Source organism: Nonomuraea sp. NBC_00507, from assembly GCF_036013525.1.
Classification (GTDB): Bacteria; Actinomycetota; Actinomycetes; order Streptosporangiales; family Streptosporangiaceae; genus Nonomuraea.
This window is the reverse complement of sequence record NZ_CP107853.1, coordinates 3,559,805-3,579,825: the sequence shown is the minus strand read 5'-3', so window position 1 is coordinate 3,579,825 and position 20,021 is coordinate 3,559,805. Positions and strand designations below refer to the sequence as shown.

The window sequence follows — 20,021 nt, the reverse complement described above, 5'->3', positions numbered from 1 at the left end:
CCTGGCCGCACCCGGAACATTCTCTCTCGGGGAGGACCTCAAGGCTCCCGGAAGAGGACTCGAACCCCTACAAAGTGGACCAAAACCACTTGTCCTGCCGATTAGACGATCCGGGATAGATCGGACACGTGACGTCCGACACCCCCCTACGATACAGAGCCCGGACCCCGGCGCGCGCCCGTAATTACCTCCGTGCCGGAACTCCGCAGGTGACGGCGGTAACGCCCCTTAACAGACCGTCCCTAAAGCAGCAAGGCACGAACCCGCTCACCTTGCGCGGGCAACCCGTCACATTCCCCACATGCTTGCTTAGGTCTTCCTTACTTACGATGGCGTAGGTTACGGTTGCGTAGCCAGGACATTCATCCTCATACATGTCGTTGGAGGTCGCCCATGACCGTTATCGCCGAGCGCTCCGCACCCACCCCAAAGCCCGACTTCGAACCCGAGCCGAAATCCCGCGCAGAACTGATCATCTTCGGTCTGGTCGTCGGACTGCCCTTGGTCGCGATCGCCGCTGCCGTGCCGCTCGCATGGGGATGGGGTCTCGGCTGGACGGACATCGCGATCGCGTTCGTCTTCTACATGGTCTCGGGACTCGGCGTCACCGTGGGGCTGCACCGCTACTTCACGCACGGCTCGTTCAAGGCCAAGCGACCGCTGAAGATCGCCCTCGGCATCGCCGGCAGCCTGTCGCTGGAGATGTCCGTGCTCGACTGGGTGGCCACGCACCGCAAGCACCACAAATTCTCCGACAAGGAGGGCGACCCGCACTCGCCGTGGCGCTTCGGCCCTGGTTTCAAGAACATGGCCAAGGGTCTGCTCTACGCCCACATGGGCTGGCTGTTCGAGAGCGAGCGCACCAACAGGGAGAAGTACGCGCCGGACCTGTGCAAGGACCAGGACGTGGTCAAGCTGCACAAGTGGTTCGGCCCGCTCGCCGTTGCCTCGATGGTGCTGCCCGGCGTCCTGGGCGGGCTCATCACCTGGTCCTGGCAGGGCGCGCTGACCGCGCTGTTCTGGGGCACGCTCGTCCGCATCGGCCTGCTGCACCACGTGACCTGGTCGATCAACTCCATCTGCCACGTCTTCGGCGAAGAGGACTTCCAGGTGCGCGACAAGTCCCGCAACGTGTGGTGGCTGGCCATCCCGTCCTTCGGCGAGTCGTGGCACAACCTGCACCACTCCGACCCGACCTGCGCCCGCCACGGCGCGCTCAAGGGCCAGATCGACCTGAGCGCCGGCCTGATCAGGATCTTCGAGAAGCTGGGCTGGGTGTACGACGTCCGCTGGCCGACGCCGGAGCGCCTGGCGGCGAAGCGCATTGCCTGACGACGATAATCCGATGAACGGCCATGGATCCGTGGCCGTCATTATGGAAACCGTGACCGAACCCCGATCTCGCAGGCGTATGTCCGGCAGCGAGCGACGAGAGCAGCTGATCCGCATCAGTCGCACGCTCTTCGCGGAGAAGGGGTTCGACGGGACCTCTATCGAGGAAATCGCCGCTACCGCACAGGTGTCGAAACCCGTGGTATACGAGCATTTCGGTGGCAAGGAGGGCGTCTACGCGGTCGTGGTCGACCGCGAGATGCAAAAACTCCTCACCATGATCACCGAGGCCCTGTCGGCCTCTCACTCCCTCATCAAGCTGGAGCGCGCCGCACTGGCGTTGCTGCAGTACATCGAGGAGAGCAGCGAGGGCTTCCGCATCCTGGTGCGCGACTCGCACGCCGCGTCGGGCACCGGCACGTTCGCGAGCCTGATCAGCGAGATCGCCAGCCAGGTCGAGGACGTCCTGGCCGACGAGTTCGCGGCCCGCGGCTACGATCCCAAGCTCGCGCCGATGTACGCGCAGATGCTGGTGGGCATGGTGGCACTGACCGGCCAGTGGTGGCTGGACGTACGCAAACCGGGCCGCGAGGAGGTCGCCGCCCACCTCGTCAACCTGGCCTGGAACGGCCTGACCGGGCTCAACGCCAACCCCACCATCACCGCGGTCAGCCGCGAGCTCTTCCCCTCGCCGGCCAAGCCCCGCGCGGGCGAGAAGGAACTGCGCGAGTTCGAGAAGGCCCGCGAGAAGGAGGCCAAGGAGGCGGAGAAGATCCGCCAGCGCGAACTCAAAGAGGCCGAAAAGGCCCGGGTGCGCGAGCTGAAGGAGCGCGAGCGGCTCTTGAAAGAGGCGGAGAAAGCGCACGAGCGCGAGGAGAAGATCCGCCAGCGGGAGGCGCGGCTGGCCGAGCGCGCCGCCCGTCTTGAGCAGGTTGATCAGCCGGAGTGACGGCTTTGCACGCACGCGCCGCCACAATGACCTGAATGGCCGATCGGGAATGACCGGCCGGAGCGCGTCGTTGCTACTCCGTTAACGTTCTGTTCAACCAATAAGGGCAATATAGGTCATATGTCCGCCGAACCGCTGCAATCTGCCAACGACCTGCCGCTGCCACAGGAACGGTTCCTCAACCGTGAGGAGAGCTGGCTCCAGTTCAACGAGCGGGTGCTGGAACTGGCCGAAGACCCCACACTTCCGCTGCTCGAGCGGGTGCGGTTTCTCGCGATCTTCGCGAGCAACCTGGACGAGTTCTTCCGTGTACGGGTGGCGGGCCTCAAGCGGCGTATGGCGACGGGCCTGCTGCTGCGGACCAAGAGCGGGCTGAAGCCGCGCGAGGAGCTGGTCAGGATCGCGGCGATCGCGGACGAGCTGGCCAGGCGGCATGCGTCGGTCTTCCACGACAAGATCTCCCCGGAGCTGGCGGGCGAGGGCATCGAGATCGTCCGGTGGGACGATCTGGGCCGCGAGGAGCGCACGGAGCTGCGCAAGCTGTTCAGGGAGCGGATCAGGCCGGTGCTGACACCGCTGGCCGTGGACCCCGCACACCCGTTTCCCTATATTTCCGGGCTCAGCCTGAACCTGGCGGTTCTGGTGCGCAACCCGGTGACCGATCACACGGTCTTCGCCCGGGTCAAGGTCCCCTCGCAGCTGCCGCGGTTCGTCCAGGCGTCCAAGGACCGGTTCGTCCCCCTTGAGGACGTGATCGCAGCCCACCTGGGCCAGCTCTTCAAGGGCATGGAGATCCTCCAGCACCACGCCTTCCGTGTCACCAGGAACGAGGACCTCGACGTCGACGAGGACGTCACCGAGAACCTCATGCAGGCCCTGGAGAAGGAGCTGCTCAAGCGGCGCTTCGGCCCGCCGGTGCGGCTGGAGGTCGAGGACACGATCACGCCTGAGGTGCTGGCCCCGCTCGTGGAGGAGCTGGAGCTGGCGCCGCACGAGATCTACCGCCTGTCCGGGCCGCTCGACCTGACGGGCCTGCACGCCATCGCCGATCTGGAGCGCGGCGAGCTCAGCTACCGCCCCTTCGTGCCGGCGGAGGTGATCAACGCCGAGGACGACCTCTTCGCGGTCCTGCGCGAGCGCGACGTGCTGCTGCACCACCCGTACGACTCCTTCGCCACCAGCGTGCAGCGCTTCATCGAGGTGGCCGCGGACGACCCCAGGGTGCTGGCGATCAAGCAGACCCTCTATCGGACCAGCGGTGACTCCCCCATCGTCAACGCCCTGATCGACGCGGCCGAGGCCGGCAAGCAGGTCGTGGTGGTCGTGGAGATCAAGGCCCGCTTCGACGAGCACGCCAACATCTCCTGGGCCAGGAAGCTGGAGCGCGCCGGCTGCCACGTCGTCTACGGCGTGGTCGGCCTGAAGACCCACTGCAAGCTGGCCCTGGTCGTGCGCCAGGAGGCCTCGGGCGAGCTGCGCCGCTACTGCCACATCGGCACCGGCAACTACAACCCCAAGACCGCCCGCCATTACGAGGACTTCGGCCTGCTCACGGCGGACCCGCTGGTCGGCGAGGACGTCACCGACCTGTTCATCCACCTGACCGGCTACTCCAACCACTCCGCCTACCGCAGGCTGCTGGTCGCGCCGCACTCCATGCGCACCGGGCTGCTGGCCAGGATCGAGCGGGAGATCGCCCACCAGCAGGCCGGCCGCCCCGCCAGGATCCGGATCAAGACCAACTCGCTGGTGGACGAGCAGCTCATCGACGCGCTCTACCGGGCGTCCAGGGCGGGAGTCCCGGTGGACCTGTGGGTGCGTGGCATTTGCATCCTCAGGCCGGGCGTCCCGGACCTGTCCGAAAATATCCGCGTAAGGTCAATTCTGGGGCGCTTCCTCGAGCACTCCCGGGTGTACGAGTTCGGCCTGGGCCGGCGGCCCGAGGTCTGGATCGGCAGCGCCGACCTCATGCGCAGGAACATCGATCGCCGCGTCGAAGCCCTGGTCAAGGTGACGTCGCAGCAGCACAAGGCCTACCTCATCGAGCTGATGGACAAGGCCATGGCCGAGACCACGAGCGTGTGGTGGCTCAACTCCGATGGCACGTGGGCCCGCCATCCCGGCGAGGACCTGCAGAGCCATCTCATCAGTACGCGCCGCTGGAGGACCGTTGATGACTGACCTGCTCCGCGCAGCCGGAGCCGTGGTCTGGAGGGGCGCGGAGAGCAGCCCCCAGGTCGCTGTCATTCACCGCCCCGCCTACGACGACTGGACCTTCCCCAAGGGCAAGCTGAAGACCGGGGAACACGTGATCGCCGCCGCCCTCCGCGAAGTACGCGAGGAGACCGGCATGACCGTCGCGCTCGGCCGCGCCCTGCCGCCCGTGCACTACATCAGCAGGGGCCGGCTCAAGCGGGTCGACTACTGGACGGCCCGCGCGGTCGCCGACGACGGGTTCGCGCCCGGCGAAGAAGTGGACGAGCTGCGCTGGCTTCCGCTGGAGGAGGCCAAGGCGCTGCTGACGTACGAATGGGACGCCGGGCTGTTGCGGGCTCTGTCGGTCGCGCCGCTCGAGACCGTGCCCCTCGTCCTCATCAGGCACGGCTCGGCCGGCTCCAGGAGCGAGTGGACCGGCGACGACGCGCTGCGGCCGCTGGACACCGTCGGCCGCTCCCAGGCGGCCACCCTGGCCACCGCGCTGCCCGCGTACCGGCCCGAGGTCCTGATGAGCTCGCCCAGCGCCCGCTGCGTGCAGACCTTAGAACCCTACGATGACGCCTATGACGGCGAGATCAAGGTCGAGCCGCTGCTCAGCGAGGAGAGTCAGGACCCGCACAAGACGCCGGCCCTGGTCAGGGACATCACGGTGCCCGCCGCCGTGTGCAGTCACGGCAAGGTGCTGCCCGAGCTGATCCAGGCGCTGAGCGGCAAGAACGTGCACCTGCGCAAGGGCGCGTTCGCGGTGCTGCACAAGACGGGCGGGCAGGTCGTCAGCGTGGAGCGCTACGCCGCCTGACCGGCCTCACGAGATGGGGGCGACCCTGGCCAGGCGCTGCGCGAGCGAGCCGAGGTCCTCGACGAGGGACTCGCGGAGCCGGGTGGTGAACCGCACGGTGAGCAGGGTCGCGCTGACCGCCACGGGAGTGGGGCGGTCGCCGGGCACGGCGACGCCCACGCAGGTGATGCCTTCGGTGTTTTCCTCGTCGTCGACGGAATAGCCGCGCTCGCGAGTGCTGTCCAGATCACGGCGCAGAGCGTCCATGCTCCGGTGGGAACGGGGCGTGAACGCCGGCAGCTCGTGCACTCGGGCCAGGCGCCGCTCCAGCTCGTCCGCGGGAAGAGAGGCGAGCATGGCCTTGCCGAGCGCGGTCACCACGGCCGGCATGCGCCGCCCGATGTCGCTGGCCAGCCGGACGGGCTGGCTGCCGTCGTGCCGGGCGAGGTAGACGACCTCGAGGTCGTCCAGCGTGGCCAGCAGCAGCGTCTCCTGCGAGGCCGCGGGAAGCGCGGCGGCGCCCGTGCGGAACTCGCCCAGTATGTCGGTGCCGGCGAGGAAGCCCTGGCCGAGCTCGAGCACCTTGTAATCCAGCGCCCAGCGGCCGTCGATGCGGCGGATCATGTGGCTGTCCTCCAGCGCCGCGCAGAGATTCGCGACGGTGGACTTCGCCAGGTCGAGCGCCCTCGCCAGCTCGGTCACGGACAGCGGCCGCCTGCTCTTGGAGAGGATCTCCAGCACCGCGACCGCCCTGGTCACTGCAGGGGAGCGGCTTTCGACCGAGCGCAGCGAACGCTCCTCGGGCTGCTCCGCCAGAGAGGCGCCGACGGCCTGGATCATGAGGGCTCCTCTTGTCATTACGCTGTGCTCCCATACTACGAACGATGACCCAGACCGCGGTACCTCTGTACAGTTTTTGGAACGACGTTCCGCCAGCGCGACAGACGAGGTCAGTGACCCGGCCGGTCCTGGGTTCCGGGCAGCGGGGTCGGCGCGGCCTCGCCACCGAGGACGGCCTCGATGTTGCGGGCCGCGAGGTCGGTCATCGCCGCGCGCGTCGCCCCGGTCGCCGAGCCCACGTGCGGCAGCACCACCAGGCGCGGCTCGGCGAACAGCGGATCGGCCGGATCCGTACGGGGCTCATCGGTCATCACATCGAGTCCCGCCGAGTGCAGCTCGCCTCGGCGCAGGGCCGCCAGCAGGGCATCCTCGTCGACGATCCCGCCCCGGGCGGTGTTGACCAGAGTCGCCGTCGGCTTCATCCTGGCCAGCTCCTCGCGGCCGATCATGCCCGAGGTCTCAGGTGTCAGAGGCGTGTGGATGGAGACCACGTCGCTGGTCGACAGCAGCTCGTCGAAGGGGACCCAGCGAGACAGCACGTCGTCCTCCTTTCGTCTCGGGTGATGGTGCTGCACCCGCATGCCGAACCCGGCCGCCCGGCGAGCCAGGGCGCGGGCGATCTGGCCGTAGCCGATCAGCCCGAGGGTCGCGCCGTGGACGTCGAGGCCGAAGAACTCGTTCACGGCGGCCGAGCCCCACTCGCCGCGCCGCATGGCGTCCATGCCGGCGACCAGGCGGCGCCGCGCCATCAGGATCAGCGCCATCGCCACATCGGCGGTGGTGTCGGCCAGCACGTCCGGCGTGTGTGTGACGACGACACCGCGCTCGCCGGCCGCCGCCACGTCGACGCTGTCGTACCCCATCGACGCCAGCGCCACGACGCGCAACCGCGGCCCGGCCGCGTCCAGGAACTCGCCTCCGATGCGGTCGTTGCCAACGGCGAGCAGGGCGTCGCACCCGTGGGCCAGGTCGGCGAGCTCGGCGGGGACTGGTGGCGCCGTCCCCGCCCACACGGTGACGTCGTAGCGCTCGGCCAGGCGGGCGACGGCGTCTCCCGGGAGGTCGGCGCGGGAAACCGCGACGCGCGGGCGAGATGCGGGCGTGCCAGACATGTTGTGCTCCGTTTCAGGGAAATCTTCAGACTTACACCAGGCGTACCCGGACCGGCGGGCGGCATGGTCACGCCGCGCCGGGATCGGCGAAGCCGAGCAGGACCTTGCAGGAGCGCGCCGGGTCGGCGGCCAGCTCGAACGCGTCGTTCGCGCGTTCCGCCGGAAGCACGGAGGTGATCACCGGATCGACGGCGAGGCGGCCGTCCTCCAGTGCCTGGAGGACCTCCCCGAGCTCGGTGTCGAAGCGGAAAGAGCCGACGAACCGAAGCTCCCGAGTGATCATCGTGTTGGCGGGGACCGGCGTGTCGCCTGGCGGAAGCAGGCCGAGGCCCACCACGGTGGCGCCCCGGTCCACCCCGTACACGCAGCTGCGCAGGCCCGCGGAGGTGCCGGAGGACTCGATGGCGAGATCCGCCGCCAGGTCCTCGATCACGCCGGTGTCCGAGGCCCCGCCGACGCGGATCACCGAGGTGGCGCCCACTGCCTTCGCGACCGTCAGCGGCTCCTCGAACACGTCGGTCACGACGATCTCGCCGGCGCCGGACGCCCGCAGCGCCGCGACCACCAGGCAGCCGATGGGACCCGCACCGGTCACGAGCACCCGTTTGCCGCGCACATCGCCCGCCTGCCGCACGGCGTGCCAGGCCACCGCCGCCGGCTCGGCCACGGCGGCCGTCCTCAGATCCAGGCCCTCGGGGAGCGGCAGCACCCGCTCGGCGGGTGCCACCAGGACGTCGGCGAAGCCGCCCTGCACGTGGGGGGAGCGGGCGGCGCTCCCGAGGTAGCCGGTGTCCAGGCACGTGTTGCGCCGCCCGGCGCGGCACTGCCGGCATTTCCCGCACGACACCAGCGGGTGCACGGCCACCGGGGTTCCTGGGGACAGCCGCGCGCCGGGGCCGGCCGCACGCACCCGGCCCACGATCTCGTGGCCGAGGATCAGCGGCTCGCGCAAGCGGAACTCGCCGACCGCGCCGTGCCGCCAGTAATGCAGGTCGGAGCCGCAGATGCCGCCGTACCTGATGTCCACCGCCACCTCGCCCGGTCCGGGCACCGGAATGGGCCGTTCTTCCAGGCGCAGGTCTCCCGCGCCGTGCGCCACCACCGCGCGCATGGCCGGCCGCGTCGTCGTCGACGTCATGTCTTGACCCACCCTTCCTCAGACGACCGCGGTCAGTCCGCCGTCGACGGCGATGACCTGGCCGTTGACGAAATCCGACGCCGGTGCCGCGAGCCACACCAGCGTTCCGACGAGATCCTCGACGGACGCCCAGCGCCCGGCCGGGGTGCGGCCCCGGATCCAGGCGTCGAAGGGGGGATCGTCGACGAGCGGGCGGGTCAGCTCGGTGATCACGTATCCGGGGGCGAGCCCGTTGACCGTCACCCCGGAGCCCGCCCATTCCGCGCACATGCCCTTGGTCAGCATCGCCAGGCCTCCCTTGGACGCGGAGTAGGCCGCGATGCCGGGCCGGGCGAGCCAGGTCTGCACGGAGCAGATATTGACGATCTTTCCGTAACCGCGCTCGATCATGCCTGCGGCGACCGCGCGTCCGACGAGGAAAGCGCTGGTCAGATTGGTGTGGACGACCCTGTCGAAGGTCTCCGCCGGCACCTGGAGCAGCGGCTCACGGTGCTGGATCCCGGTGTTGTTCACCAGGATGTCCACCGCGCCGACCCGGTGCTCGATCTCCTGGACCGCCCGCTGCACGGCCGCCGGGTCGGTGACGTCGAAGGGCATCGCGTGCGCCTTCGCCCCGGTGCGTTCCACCAGCCTGTCCCGTGCGCGCTCCAGCACCTCGGGGTCGCGGCCGTTGAGCACGATCTCGGCGCCCGCCTCGGCCAGTCCGGTGGCCAGGGCCTCCCCGATGCCCTTGCTGGACCCCGTCACCAGAGCGCGGCGCCCCGACAGGTCGAACAACGCGGAACCCTTCATGAGCCGGCCTCCGTCGGACAGTAGTAGTGCATCAGTGCGGCGTTGTCGGCCTCGCCGTGACCGGCGGCGGCCAGCCAGCGGTGCAGCTCGGCCACGGCGGAGGTGACCGGCAGCGGCACGCCGGCCGAGCGCGCGTAGTCGCGGGCGGCTTCCAGATCTTTGACCATATTGCTGACTCTCCCGGTCGGCGAGAGATCGAACTCGGCGAACTTCACGAAGAACTCCTGCAACAGCGCGGAGTCCCCCCTACCCCCGGAGAGCGCCGCGAGCACCTGCCGCGCCGGCAGCCCGGCCGCCCGCACCAGCGCGGCGGCCTCGGCGAGGGCGGCGAACCCGCAACCGACCAGCACCTGGTTGATGGACTTCGCCAGTTGCCCGGAGCCCGCCGGGCCGAGGTGGGTCAGCCGGGAGGCCAGGTCTTCCAGCACGGGCAGGGCCCGCTCCACGTGCTCGTCATCACCGCCGAGCATCAGGGTCAGCTCACCACGCGCGGCTCCCGGCGCCCCGCCGGACAGCGGCGCGTCCACCCAGCCGGCGCCGAGCTTCGCGGCGCGCCGGGCGAACTCGCGCGTGCGCTCGGGGTCGATGCTGGACATGTCGATCACCAGTACGCCGTCCGGCGCGCCGGCGAGCACGCCCTCCGGCCCGAAGGCCACGTCCTCGACGATGTCGGCGGTGTTGAGGGAGAGGAGCACCACGGACGACTCGGCGAGATGCCCCGGCGACCGCGCCGCGAGCGCCCCTTCTGAGGAGAGCTCGGCGACGGCGTCGGGCCGGATGTCGTAGACCCGCACCGGCCACCCCTGCTTCACCAGCCGGCGGGCGATGGCCGCGCCCATGACGCCCAGCCCGGCGATCCCCACCTCTATCTGCTCCTCCATGCGCCCTCCTGGCCCATATTCTGTCCTCTTATCAGCATATTGAACCCTCGTTGATGGCGCCTGGCAAGCTCCGATCGCGGCCCAGACCTCCCCAATGGCCCGATCTACCAGGTAAAAGCCAAAAATGGACGGCGCTTCCCGGGTTCGTCCCGCGTAACAAGATGTGTTCAGAATATTGGCTTGTGTGCTGCTTCCTGTTACGGTCTCAGTCGTCCGCAGATGAACTGCGTGTTACCTCCGCGAGACGGAAGGCGGCATCCCCCCATGCAGGTGCCAACCTCGACAACCCAGACCACCGGCGGCGACAGCACCCCCACGCCCCCCGGACTGCGCCGCGCACTCTTGACCAGCTCGGTGGGCAGCGCCCTCGAGTACTACGACTTCGCCATCTACGGCCTCGCCTCGGCCCTGGTGTTCCGGCACTTGTTCTTCCCCGGGCTCGGCTCGGCGGTCGGGCTCGTGGCGATCTTCGCCACCTACGCGGTCGGCTTCGTCGCCCGTCCGCTCGGCGGGCTGTTCTTCGGGTCACTGGGCGACCGGCATGGCCGGAAAACGGTGCTGGTCGTGACGGTCGCGCTGATGGGCGGCTCGTCGTTCGCCATCGGGCTGCTGCCCACCTATGAGACCGCGGGCGTGTGGAGTCCGATCCTGCTGATGATCCTGCGGGTGCTCCAGGGCTTCGGCGCCGGGGCCGAGCAGGCCGGCGCGTCGACGCTGATGGCCGAGTACGCCCCCCGGGCCCGGCGCGGCTACTACGCCGCACTGCCCTTCGTCGGCATCCAGGTCGGCATGCTGGCCGCCACCGTCCTGTTCATCCCGCTCGCCACGTTGGAGCAGGACCTGCTGTTCGGATGGGTATGGCGGGTGCCGTTCCTGCTGAGCGCGGTGCTCATCGTGCTCGCGGTCTACATCCGGCGGCAGATGGACGAGAGCCCCACCTTCGAACAGCTGTCGGAGTCCGGGGACGTGAGCAAGCGTCCGCTGCGGGACCTGTTCGCGCACAGTCGCCGCAACCTGTTCATCACCTTCGGGCTGCGGATGGCCGAGAACGGCACGTCCTATCTGTATTCCACGTTCAGCATCAGCTACGTGACCGCCGTCGTCGGAGTGTCCGCTTCGGTCGGCCCGCTGGCGGTGGCCTGCGCCTCGCTCGCAGGCGTGGTCTCCATTCCCCTGTTCGGCATGCTGTCCGACCGGATCGGCCGGGTGCCGCTGTACCGCATGGCGGCGCTCTTCCAGGCGCTGTTCGCCGTTCCCGCGTTCGCGCTGCTGAGCACCGGAAACACGGTTCTGATCTGCGTGGTCATCACCCTTGGTATCGGCGTCGGGGTCAACGGCATGCTGGGCGCGCAGTGCGCGCTGCTGTCCGAGTTGTTCGGCGCCCGGCACCGCTACACCGGTGTGGCGATCGGCCGGGAGTTCAGCGCGATCATCGCCGGCGGAGTGGCGCCCATGATCGGCGCGGCGCTGCTGCTGGCGTTCAGCAACTCGTGGTGGCCGCTGGCCGCGTACGTTGTGATCCTCTCGCTGATCACCTTCGGGACGACCTTCTTCACGCCGGAGACCCGGGGCCGGGATCTCGCCGACCTCGCCGACGCCCGCTAGCCGGTGAACGCCCGCCCCCGAATTCTGAGCCGAACGGAGACGATGATGAAGGTCGCGGGCGAGATCGTGCTCGGCATCGACCTGGGCTCCACCATGACCAAGGTCGTTGCGGTGGACCGAGCCCATCGGCTGGTCTCGACGGTCGAGCGCCCAGCTCCGATGCGCACCGGGCGCGACGGCGAAGCCGTGCACGACCCCGGAGAGGTGCTCGCCGGAGTGTACGGCGCGGTGCGCGAGAGCGCCGAAGTCTGCGCGCGGCGCGGCCTCGCGGTGCGTGGGCTGTCCTTCAGCGCCGCCATGCACACGCTCCTCGCGCTCGGCCCCTCTGACGACCCGCTTACCCCCGCACTGAGCTGGGCGGACACCCGTTCGGCCGATGTCGCCCGGCGGTTACGCGCCGACGGCGGCGGCACCGAGCTGCATCGGGCGACCGGCACTCCTGTGCATCCCATGTCGCCGATGGCCAAGCTCGCCTGGTTCTCCGTTCACGAGCCCGAGCTCGTCCGGCGTACGACCCGCTGGTGTGGTCTGAAAGATCTCGTCCTGCTCCGGTTCACCGGCCGGCTGGTGACCGACCTCTCCTGTGCGTCGGGCATGGGGCTCATGGACCTTCGGAACTCCCGATGGCACGGACCCGCGCTGGACGTCGCCGGAGTGTCCGGCGATCGGCTGCCCGAGCTCGTACCGCCCACCGAGGTGTTGACACTGCTTCCTGAGCCGGCCCGCGCATTGGGGTTGCCTGCCGGACTGCCCGTGGTCGCCGGCGCGGGGGACGGCCCGCTGGCCAACCTCGCCGTTGGCGCCACCGTCCCGGGAATGGCGGCTCTGTCCCTCGGCACCAGCGGGGCCCTCCGGGTCGTACGCGACCGCCCGGGTGTGGACGAGCAGGGCCGGGTGTTCTGCTATTACCTCGCCGACGGACTGTGGGTGCTCGGTGGCGCGGTCAGCAACGCCGGGGTGGTCGCCCAATGGGCGGCCGAGTCGTTCGGCGGCGCCGACCTCGCCGACCTCCTCAAGGAGGCGGCACAGGTGGAACCCGGCGCTGAAGGTCTGATCGGGCTGCCGCACCTGCTCGGCGAACGCGCCCCATGGTGGGATCCGGACGCTCGGGGCGCCCTGGTCGGGCTACGGCGCGGACACGGCAGGGCGCATCTGACGAGGGCCATGATCGAGGGGGTCGGGCAGCAGCTCGCACTGGTACGCGACTCAGTGCTCGCGGCCGGGTCGGCGATCACCGCGGTGCGGGCCACCGGCGGCGCACTGCGCTCACCGCTGTGGGCCGAGGTGCTCGCCGCCGCGCTCGACATGCCGCTGGAGATCACGGACGACGCCGCCGGCTCCGGCTTCGGCGCCGCGTTGCTGGGCTGGCGTGCTCTCGGCGCCCTCCCCTCGCTGCCCTCCGCGACGTCCGAAGCCGGCTTCCGTGCCCATCGCACCGTCACGCCCGACCCCGTGGCCGCCCGGCGGATGGCCGCCACGCGGCACCTCACCGAGCAGTTGTACCGGGTGTTGCGCGAGATGCCCTGGTAGCGCCGGCTGCCGCGGGCACGGCGTCGTCGCTGAAGCGCGAGTTCCCGCCCATGCCTCCGAGGCCGACGACTCCCGCCTGCATTGATCTCAGTCCGTACCGGGAGTGTTGCGGAGAATGTCCAGGACGACGCTGTTGTCGAGGTGGCCGAGCCCTTCGGCGTCGACCGCCTCGTACAGCCGGGCGACGGCCGTGGAGAGCGGCAGCGCGGTCCGCGCGCCGGCGGCGCTCTCCAGGACGAACCCCAGGTCCTTGCGGAGGTAGCGGGCCGGACCAGAGGGTGTGAAGTCCCCGGTGGCCAGGTGGTGACGCTTCTGTGCGAGCACTTCCGAGGCGGCCAGCCCACCGGCCAGCACGTCGAGCAGCTCCGCCGGTTCGAGTCCGCCGCGTTCGGCGAGGAGCACGGCTTCGGCCAGGGCGACCAGGGTGCCTGCGACGACGAGCTGGTTGCAGGCCTTCGCGAGTGATCCGGCGCCGGTGTCCCCCATGCGGCGGACGGTCGAACCCATTGACTCCAGGTACGGGCGGACGCGCTCGACGGCGTCCACCGGCCCACCCGCCATGATCGATAACGTGGCGGCGCGGGCGCCGGTCACTCCGCCGCTGACGGGGGCGTCGATGACCGTGATGCCGTACGGGCGCAGCCGCTCGGCCAGCACACGCACGCCGGTCGGTGAGACGGTGCCCATCACGAGCAGGATGTCCATGACCGGGTCCCCGGAGAGCAGCCCGTCCGGGCCGTCCAGCACCTCGGCGACCTGGGGCAGGTCGGGCAGCATGGTGATGACGACGGGTGCGGCGGCGCTCACCTGAGCCGGACGTCCCGCGGTGCGGCAGCCGGACGATCCGGCGGCCTGCAGCGGCGGGCGGGCGCGGTTCCAGGCCAGGACGTCGTATCCGCTCTTGGCGAGGTTCGCCGCCATCGGCAAGCCCATGGCGCCGAGCCCGATGAAACCGACGGTCTCCTGCACGGGCGTCATGAGCCTCCCTCCGCCCGAGCCGCCGGTTCGCCTGCCCCGGTATCGAGAACGGTACGGATCTCCGCGCGAGCCGCCAGCGCGCCTAGCCGGTCCGCGAGGGCCGGCCGGCCGACGACGTCGCGATTGACCACGAAACGCGGAACCCGGCCGGCCGCCACGTCGAGCACGGCCTGGACCGCGCTGCCGCCGTTGCCCGCCGACATCTCGTCGGTCCAGGCCAGCGCGTGCGGGCTGAGCACGACGTTGTCCAGGTGCAGGAGGGGATTGCCGGGTTCGGGCGGCTCGGTCTCGAACACGTCCAGCCCTGCGGCGCGGATGCGACCCGACCGCAGCGCCTCGATGAGCGCAGCCTCATCGACGATGGGGCCGCGGGCCACGTTGAGCAGCACGGCCGTGGGCCGCATCAGGGCCAGTCGACGCGCGTCGATGAGGTGGCGGGTCTCCTCGGTCAGCACGCACATGACGATCACCGCGTCGGCCTCCGCCATCACCGTGTCGACGTCCGCGAGGCGTACGCCGAGCCTGCGGGCGGTCTCCTGCGTGCAGTACGGATCGGACGCGATGACCTCGACGTCGAACGGCCTCAGCAGCCCCACCAGGTCACCGGCGGTGTTGCCGAGGCCGATCAGGCCGATGCGGCGGCCGGTGAGCCCGCGGCCCATCCACCGGTCCTTCTCGGCCCAGCGTCCCTCCCGTACCAGCCGGTCCTTGGCGGTGACGTTGTGCAAAGTGGCCAGCAGCAGGGTGAGGGCGGCCGTCGCCACCGGCCGGCGCGCGCCGTCCGGGGTGATCGTCACCAGGGCGTCGTGCCGGGTGCAGGCGTCGAGGTCCACCGCGTCGTAGCCGACACCGAAGCGGGCGAACAGCAGCGGGGGGCGGTCGAGGCCCGCGAAGGTGCGCTCGGTGACGGCGGGCGCGGCGAACAGGACGGCGTCCAGGCCGGCCACGTCCGCCGCGAGCAGTTCGCCGGTGTCGCGCGGCAGGTAATGCCAGGCGATCCCGGCGGCGTCCAGCTCGCCGAGCCGGATGTCGCCCCACACGTTGCGGCCGTGGTCGTCCAGGAAGTCCCGGCTGACGCCCACCGTGATCCGCGGACCGGCCGTCATAGGACCGCTACCGGGTTCACGGGCGACCCCGTACCGCCGGGGATGTTCAGCGGCGCCACGGCGAGCAGGAACTCGTAGCGGTCCGCGTCGGCGCAGGCGGCGGAGAGCGGCTCCAGGTCCAGGTTGTCGAGCAGCGGCACACCCATGGCGGTGATGGCCAGTGCGTGCACCGGGGAATGCAGCCCTTCGACCGGGGACGGGCGAACGTCGCTGTCGCCGTCGGCGCCGAGCAGGGCGATCCCGCGTTCAGCCAGCAGCGGTATCGCGTCGACGTGGAAACCGGCGCTGGCGTTGTCCGGGTTCCAGGCGCCGAGCTCGGCGCGGCGGCGGACGTGCCCGGAGCGCAACAGCACCGCGTCGCCTTCGCCGATGGTCACGCCGAGCGCCTTCTCGGCGGCGAGGACGTCTTCCGCGTGCACGGCCCGGCCGGGCTCCAGCCAGCTGATGCCGAGCACGGCGGGCAGGTCGAGGAGTACGCCCTTGGTGACGAGCGGCCCGAGCTGGGCGACCGCGCCGAACCGGGCTCCCCCGGCATCGACCACCTCGCGGGCGGTGCGGCCGTCGTAGAGCTGCCCCCGGTAGGCGATGTGGGAGAGGGCGTCGAGGTGACTGACGCCCTTGCCGTGGTAGTCGACGGCGATGAAGTCCTTGTGCGTGGCCGGCTCGGGGGCCTCCACGTCGCCGAGGTCGGACATGTAGTGCAGAGCGGGCTTGCCGTTGTCCGGGCCGGGCACGGTGTTCCACGGCAATGCCATCGGGACGGTGACGCCGATGCGGACGAGTGCGGCGGCGCGCTGGACGTGCTCCGGGGTGACGCGGTTCCAGGCGCCGCGGTCGGCGCAGGTCCACCGGCCCCAGGTGCGTACGGCCGCGAACAGTTCGTCGAACTCCTGGCGGGAGACCGTAGGCCCGTTGCCGGGGGTCGGCGGCGGGGATTCTTCCGGGCTGGTCATCTGTTGCTCAGCGCTCCAAGGCTCGGAGGGGGTGGGGATCGGCACGCCCGCATCGGCGCTACGGTCGGAGGGTCCCGGCGGACGAAGCGGATGCAACGACGTTGTCGTTCAGGGACGCAGGACGGACAATAACAGCATGCTGAACGATGAACAGAATGATGGGTGGAGTTGCTGGTGAGCGCAAGCGATCCGGGAAGCCTCGTCCCCGCGATCACGCGGGCCGTGGCCATCCTCGACACGCTCGGCGAAGCGGAGGGGCGCCCGCTGTCGGTCAGCGAGATAGCCCGCGCTCTCGGTCTGCCGAAATCCTCGACGGCGAACCTGTGCGCCTCCCTGGAGGCGGCGGGCATGGTCGCCCGCATCGGCCAAGGTTTCGGCCTCGGGCGCAAACTCGTCGAGCTCGGCGGCCGCTACCTCGCCACCGTCGACCAGTTGCGCGACTTCTACGAGCTGTGCCGGCGCAGCGGGCACATCTCCAGGGAGACCGCGCGGGTCGCCGTGCTGGACGGCATGGACGTGCTCTACCTGGGCCGATATGACGGCACGCAGCCGCTGCGGCTGACGGCCAACATCGGCGACCGCTTCCCCGCCAACTGCACGGCGACGGGGAAGGCCATCCTGTCGACCCTGGACCGGGCGGTGGCCGAGGACCGGCTTCGCACTCGCCCCCTGGTCGCGCTGAGCGAGCGGTCGATCACCTCCGTGCCCGCGCTGCTGGCGGACCTGGAGGCGACCCGCAGGCGCGGCTACGCGATCGACGACGAGGAGACCACCGCGGGCATTGTCTGCCTCGCGGTGCCGGTCAGCGGGTTCCGCACGGACTCGGCACCGTTCGCGATCAGCGTCACCGTGCTCAAGGCCCGTCTCGACGAGGAGTTCCGCGAGGCGCTGCTCGGTGACCTGCGCGCGATCGCGGCGGGCATGGAAAACCCGCTGCTGCCCAAGGGAGGCGCCGACGGCGGCGGCTGAGCGGGCCACCGACCCTTACGGCGGCCGTACGGACATCGCTCCGTGCGGCCGCCTTAACTTTGCGGCAACAAATACCGCCTCAACTATTGACCAACATACTGGTCGATGTACAGGATTCTGTTCGTGCCGGTGAATGGTCATCGGCCGGAAGATCCCTTCGGAGAAATCCGTGCATGACGCTACCGACGACGCGGCATCCAGTCCGCTGGTGACCATCCGGGGCCTGCGCAAGCGGTTCGGCGGCACCCTGGCACTGGCCGATCTCGACCTCGACATCCACAAGGGCAGCGTGCTCGCGCTCCTGGGTCACAACGGCGCGGGGAAGTCGACGCTCATCAAGATCCTCGCCGGCGTCTACCGCGCCGACGAGGGCCGGGTCACCGTGGCGGGACACTCCCTCGGCACGGGCGTCGCCTCCGCCGAGATGTCGTTCATCCATCAGGACCTCGGCCTGGTGGAGTGGATGACGGTGGCCGAGAACATCGCCCTCGGCACCGGCTACCCGCGCAGCGCCGGGCTCGTCTCCTGGCGGCGGGTCCGCGAGCGCTGCGCCGAGGCCCTCGGGATCGTCGCCGGTCATCTGCATCCGGACACGCCGGTGGCCGACCTCACGCGCGCTGAACGCTCCCTCGTCGCCATCGCCCGCGCACTGTCCACCCGGGCCGGTCTCATCGTCCTCGACGAGCCCACGGCCAGCCTGCCCGCCACGGACTGCGCGCGGCTGTTCGACGTCCTGCACACGCTGCGCGACCGCGGGCACGGCATCGTCTACGTCAGCCACCGGCTCGACGAGGTCTATCAGGTGGCCGACCGCTTCGCGGTCCTGCGCGACGGCCGCCTCATCAGCCAGGGCCACCTCGCCGACCATGGTCCCGACCGGCTCGTGCGCGACATCGTGGGACACGAGCCGGAGAGTCATCGGCCCCACGCCTCTCGCGCCCCCGGCGCCACCGTACTCCGGCTCACCGGCGTCACCACGCGCGGCGCCGGGCCGGTCGATCTGGATCTGCGTGCCGGGGAGGTCCTCGGCATGGTGGGCCTCACCGGCGCGGGCCACATGGAGCTCGGCCGGGCCCTCGCCGGAGCGCGGCCCCTCCTGGGCGGTGAGGCGCTGCTCGACGGCAGGCCGTACCGGCCCGGGTCGGTAGCCGCCGCCGTCGACGCGGGCATCGGATTCGTCACCAGCAACCGCCATGAGGAGGGTTGCGCGCTCGAACTCACCGTGCGGGAGAACTTCCTGGCCAACCCCCGCGCCGGCGGCCTGTCCGCGCTGCGCTGGATCAGCCCGCGGCGCGAGCGCGCAGACGCGACGTCCCTGGTCGAGCGGTTCGGCGTGCGGCCCGCCGACTCCGAGGCGCCGATCGCCACCCTGTCGGGCGGGAACCAACAGAAGATCATGATCGGACGCTGGCTGCGCATCAGCAGGCGCGTGGTGATCCTCGAAGAGCCGACCGCCGGTGTGGACGTGGGCGCCAAGGCCGAGATCTATCGCCTGCTCGACGGCGCACTCGCAGAAGGACTCGCCGTCCTGCTCATTTCCACCGACTTCGAGGAGATAGCCAACGTGTGCCACCGCGCCCTGGTGTTCGTACGCGGCACCGTGACCGCCGAGCTGAGCGGCGACGACCTCACCGTCACCGAGCTCACCCACGCCGCCTCGGCCATGCCCGCTTTGGCTGGGCCCGCTTTGACTGGGCCCGCCCTGACCGGAACGGTGGGCGAATGATGGCGACCGGCACCGCACGGTCCGCGGCCGGCCGCCTGCGTGGTCACCTGATCGGCACGTACGGCCTGCTGGTCCTGGCCGTGCTGCTGTTCATCGGGTTCTCCCTGGCACTGCCGGACACCTTCCCGACCCTGGCCAACGCCTCGTCGATCCTGTCCAACCAGTCGATCCCGGCCATCCTCGCGCTAGGCGCGATGATCCCCATCGTCATCGGCAAGTTCGACCTGTCGATCGGCTACGGCCTGGGGCTCGCCCATGTCATGACGATGCAGCTCATCGTGGGCAACGGGTGGTCCTGGCCGCTGGCCTGCGCCGCCGTCATCCTCGGCGGGGGGATCGTCGGCGTGCTCAACGGCCTGCTCGTGGAGTTCGCCCAGATCGACTCCTTCATCGCCACCCTGGGCACCGGCAGCGTCCTGTACGCCCTCACCCTCTGGAGCACCGACGGCGCCAGGATCGTCCCGGGCCCGCAGGGCCTGCCTCCGGCCTTCACGGACCTGTACGACTCCAAGCTTCTCGGCCTCCCCGTGCCTGCCTTCTACGTGCTGGCCCTCGCCGCCGCGCTCTGGCTGCTGCTCGAGCGGCTGCCGCTCGGCCGCTACCTGTACGTCATCGGCTCCAATGCCCGCGCCGCCGAACTCGTCGGCATCCCCACCCGCCGCTACGGCATCCTCGCCTTCACCGGCTCAGGGTTGGTGGTCGGCTTCGCCGGTGTCCTGCTGGCCTCGCAGCAGCAGATCGGCAACCCGAGTGTCGGCATGGACTACCTGCTGCCCGCGTTCGTGGGCGCCCTGCTGGGCTCCACCGCGATCAAGCCGGGCCGTGCCAACGCCGCCGGCACCGTGGTCGCCGTCGCCATCCTGGCCATCGGTCTGGCGGGCATCGGACAGTTCGGCGCCGCTTTCTGGGCGACACCACTGTTCAACGGCAGCACCCTGCTGCTGGCGGTCGGCCTGGCCGGCCTCTCCGCCCGTCGCAGGCTCCGCGCAGGCGCCACCGCCACCCGCCGGCCGGCGCCCGACAGGGCGGACGACACCGCGGGTGCGCCGTCATCGGCCGCTGAATCGACGCAGAGCCTCACGTAGCCCGCGCCCTCACCCCAGGCCCCCTGTTCC

Annotated in this window: 17 protein-coding genes and 1 tRNA gene; 9 read left to right on the top strand and 9 right to left on the bottom strand. The window is 70.3% G+C overall.

Going from position 1 to position 20,021, the window contains the following annotated elements:
* Nucleotides 1-44 precede the first annotated feature (44 nt).
* Nucleotides 45-116, bottom strand: a tRNA-Gln gene (locus OHA25_RS18010).
* 277 nt (nt 117-393) lie between these two features.
* Here OHA25_RS18010 and OHA25_RS18005 point away from each other — a divergent pair.
* The 4 genes from OHA25_RS18005 to OHA25_RS17990 all read left to right on the top strand — a co-directional run bounded on the left by OHA25_RS18005 (nt 394) and on the right by OHA25_RS17990 (nt 5,297).
* Nucleotides 394-1,332 (top strand): acyl-CoA desaturase, encoded by a 939-nt coding sequence (locus tag OHA25_RS18005; RefSeq protein ID WP_327588725.1) that lies wholly within the window; start codon nt 394-396, stop codon nt 1,330-1,332.
* A gap of 43 nt (nt 1,333-1,375) precedes the next feature.
* Nucleotides 1,376-2,281, top strand: a complete 906-nt coding sequence (locus OHA25_RS18000) for a TetR/AcrR family transcriptional regulator (RefSeq protein WP_327590998.1) — start codon at nt 1,376-1,378, stop codon at nt 2,279-2,281.
* A 120-nt stretch (nt 2,282-2,401) separates the two neighbouring features.
* Nucleotides 2,402-4,462 (top strand): RNA degradosome polyphosphate kinase, encoded by a 2,061-nt coding sequence (locus OHA25_RS17995; protein WP_327588724.1) that lies wholly within the window; start codon nt 2,402-2,404, stop codon nt 4,460-4,462.
* Nucleotides 4,455-5,297: an NUDIX hydrolase gene (locus OHA25_RS17990; RefSeq protein ID WP_327588723.1), complete on the top strand. Its 843-nt coding sequence runs from the start codon at nt 4,455-4,457 to the stop codon at nt 5,295-5,297. The genes OHA25_RS17995 and OHA25_RS17990 overlap by 8 nt, the downstream gene beginning before the upstream one ends.
* A 6-nt stretch (nt 5,298-5,303) precedes the next feature.
* Here the strand turns inward: OHA25_RS17990 and OHA25_RS17985 are convergent, their stop codons facing one another.
* From OHA25_RS17985 to OHA25_RS17965, 5 genes are all read right to left on the bottom strand, one after another.
* The gene (locus OHA25_RS17985) at nt 5,304-6,116 is read right to left on the bottom strand and encodes an IclR family transcriptional regulator (RefSeq protein WP_327588722.1); all 813 of its coding nucleotides are present in this window, start codon (nt 6,114-6,116) and stop codon (nt 5,304-5,306) included.
* A gap of 110 nt (nt 6,117-6,226) precedes the next feature.
* Entirely contained in the window at nt 6,227-7,228 is a 1,002-nt protein-coding gene (locus OHA25_RS17980) for a 2-hydroxyacid dehydrogenase (protein ID WP_327588721.1), read from the bottom strand.
* Between the two features lie 67 nt (nt 7,229-7,295).
* Nucleotides 7,296-8,366, bottom strand: a complete 1,071-nt coding sequence (locus OHA25_RS17975) for an L-idonate 5-dehydrogenase (protein WP_327588720.1) — start codon at nt 8,364-8,366, stop codon at nt 7,296-7,298.
* A gap of 18 nt (nt 8,367-8,384) precedes the next feature.
* Complete coding sequence (locus OHA25_RS17970; RefSeq protein ID WP_327588719.1) at nt 8,385-9,158, bottom strand: SDR family oxidoreductase; 774 nt, start codon at nt 9,156-9,158, stop codon at nt 8,385-8,387.
* Nucleotides 9,155-10,039, bottom strand: coding sequence for an NAD(P)-dependent oxidoreductase (locus OHA25_RS17965; RefSeq protein WP_327588718.1), 885 nt, complete (start codon nt 10,037-10,039; stop codon nt 9,155-9,157). Before OHA25_RS17965 ends, OHA25_RS17970 begins: the two co-directional genes overlap by 4 nt.
* 264 nt (nt 10,040-10,303) lie before the next feature.
* Between OHA25_RS17965 and OHA25_RS17960 the strand changes: the two genes are divergently transcribed.
* Entirely contained in the window at nt 10,304-11,644 is a 1,341-nt protein-coding gene (locus OHA25_RS17960) for an MFS transporter (protein ID WP_327588717.1), read from the top strand.
* Nucleotides 11,645-11,686: 42 nt separating this feature from the next.
* Nucleotides 11,687-13,174, top strand: a complete 1,488-nt coding sequence (locus OHA25_RS17955; RefSeq protein WP_327588716.1) for a gluconokinase — start codon at nt 11,687-11,689, stop codon at nt 13,172-13,174.
* An 87-nt stretch (nt 13,175-13,261) separates the two neighbouring features.
* Here OHA25_RS17955 and OHA25_RS17950 read toward each other — a convergent pair whose 3' ends face one another.
* From OHA25_RS17950 to OHA25_RS17940, 3 genes are read right to left on the bottom strand one after another with little or no spacing between them, the layout of a single operon-like run.
* On the bottom strand, nt 13,262-14,152 hold the full coding sequence (locus OHA25_RS17950; RefSeq protein WP_327588715.1) for an NAD(P)-dependent oxidoreductase: 891 nt from the start codon (nt 14,150-14,152) through the stop codon (nt 13,262-13,264).
* Entirely contained in the window at nt 14,149-15,258 is a 1,110-nt protein-coding gene (locus OHA25_RS17945) for an NAD(P)-dependent oxidoreductase (RefSeq protein WP_327588714.1), read from the bottom strand. The genes OHA25_RS17950 and OHA25_RS17945 overlap by 4 nt, the downstream gene beginning before the upstream one ends.
* Entirely contained in the window at nt 15,255-16,211 is a 957-nt protein-coding gene (locus tag OHA25_RS17940) for a cyclase family protein (protein WP_327588713.1), read from the bottom strand. The genes OHA25_RS17945 and OHA25_RS17940 overlap by 4 nt, the downstream gene beginning before the upstream one ends.
* 174 nt (nt 16,212-16,385) lie before the next feature.
* On the opposite strand from OHA25_RS17940, the gene OHA25_RS17935 reads away from it, so the two are divergent.
* The 3 genes from OHA25_RS17935 to OHA25_RS17925 all read left to right on the top strand — a co-directional run bounded on the left by OHA25_RS17935 (nt 16,386) and on the right by OHA25_RS17925 (nt 19,991).
* Nucleotides 16,386-17,180, top strand: coding sequence for an IclR family transcriptional regulator (locus tag OHA25_RS17935; RefSeq protein ID WP_327588712.1), 795 nt, complete (start codon nt 16,386-16,388; stop codon nt 17,178-17,180).
* Between the two features lie 169 nt (nt 17,181-17,349).
* Nucleotides 17,350-18,906 (top strand): sugar ABC transporter ATP-binding protein, encoded by a 1,557-nt coding sequence (locus OHA25_RS17930; protein ID WP_327588711.1) that lies wholly within the window; start codon nt 17,350-17,352, stop codon nt 18,904-18,906.
* Nucleotides 18,903-19,991, top strand: coding sequence for an ABC transporter permease (locus OHA25_RS17925; RefSeq protein ID WP_327588710.1), 1,089 nt, complete (start codon nt 18,903-18,905; stop codon nt 19,989-19,991). Before OHA25_RS17930 ends, OHA25_RS17925 begins: the two co-directional genes overlap by 4 nt.
* Nucleotides 19,992-20,021: the final 30 nt, after the last annotated feature.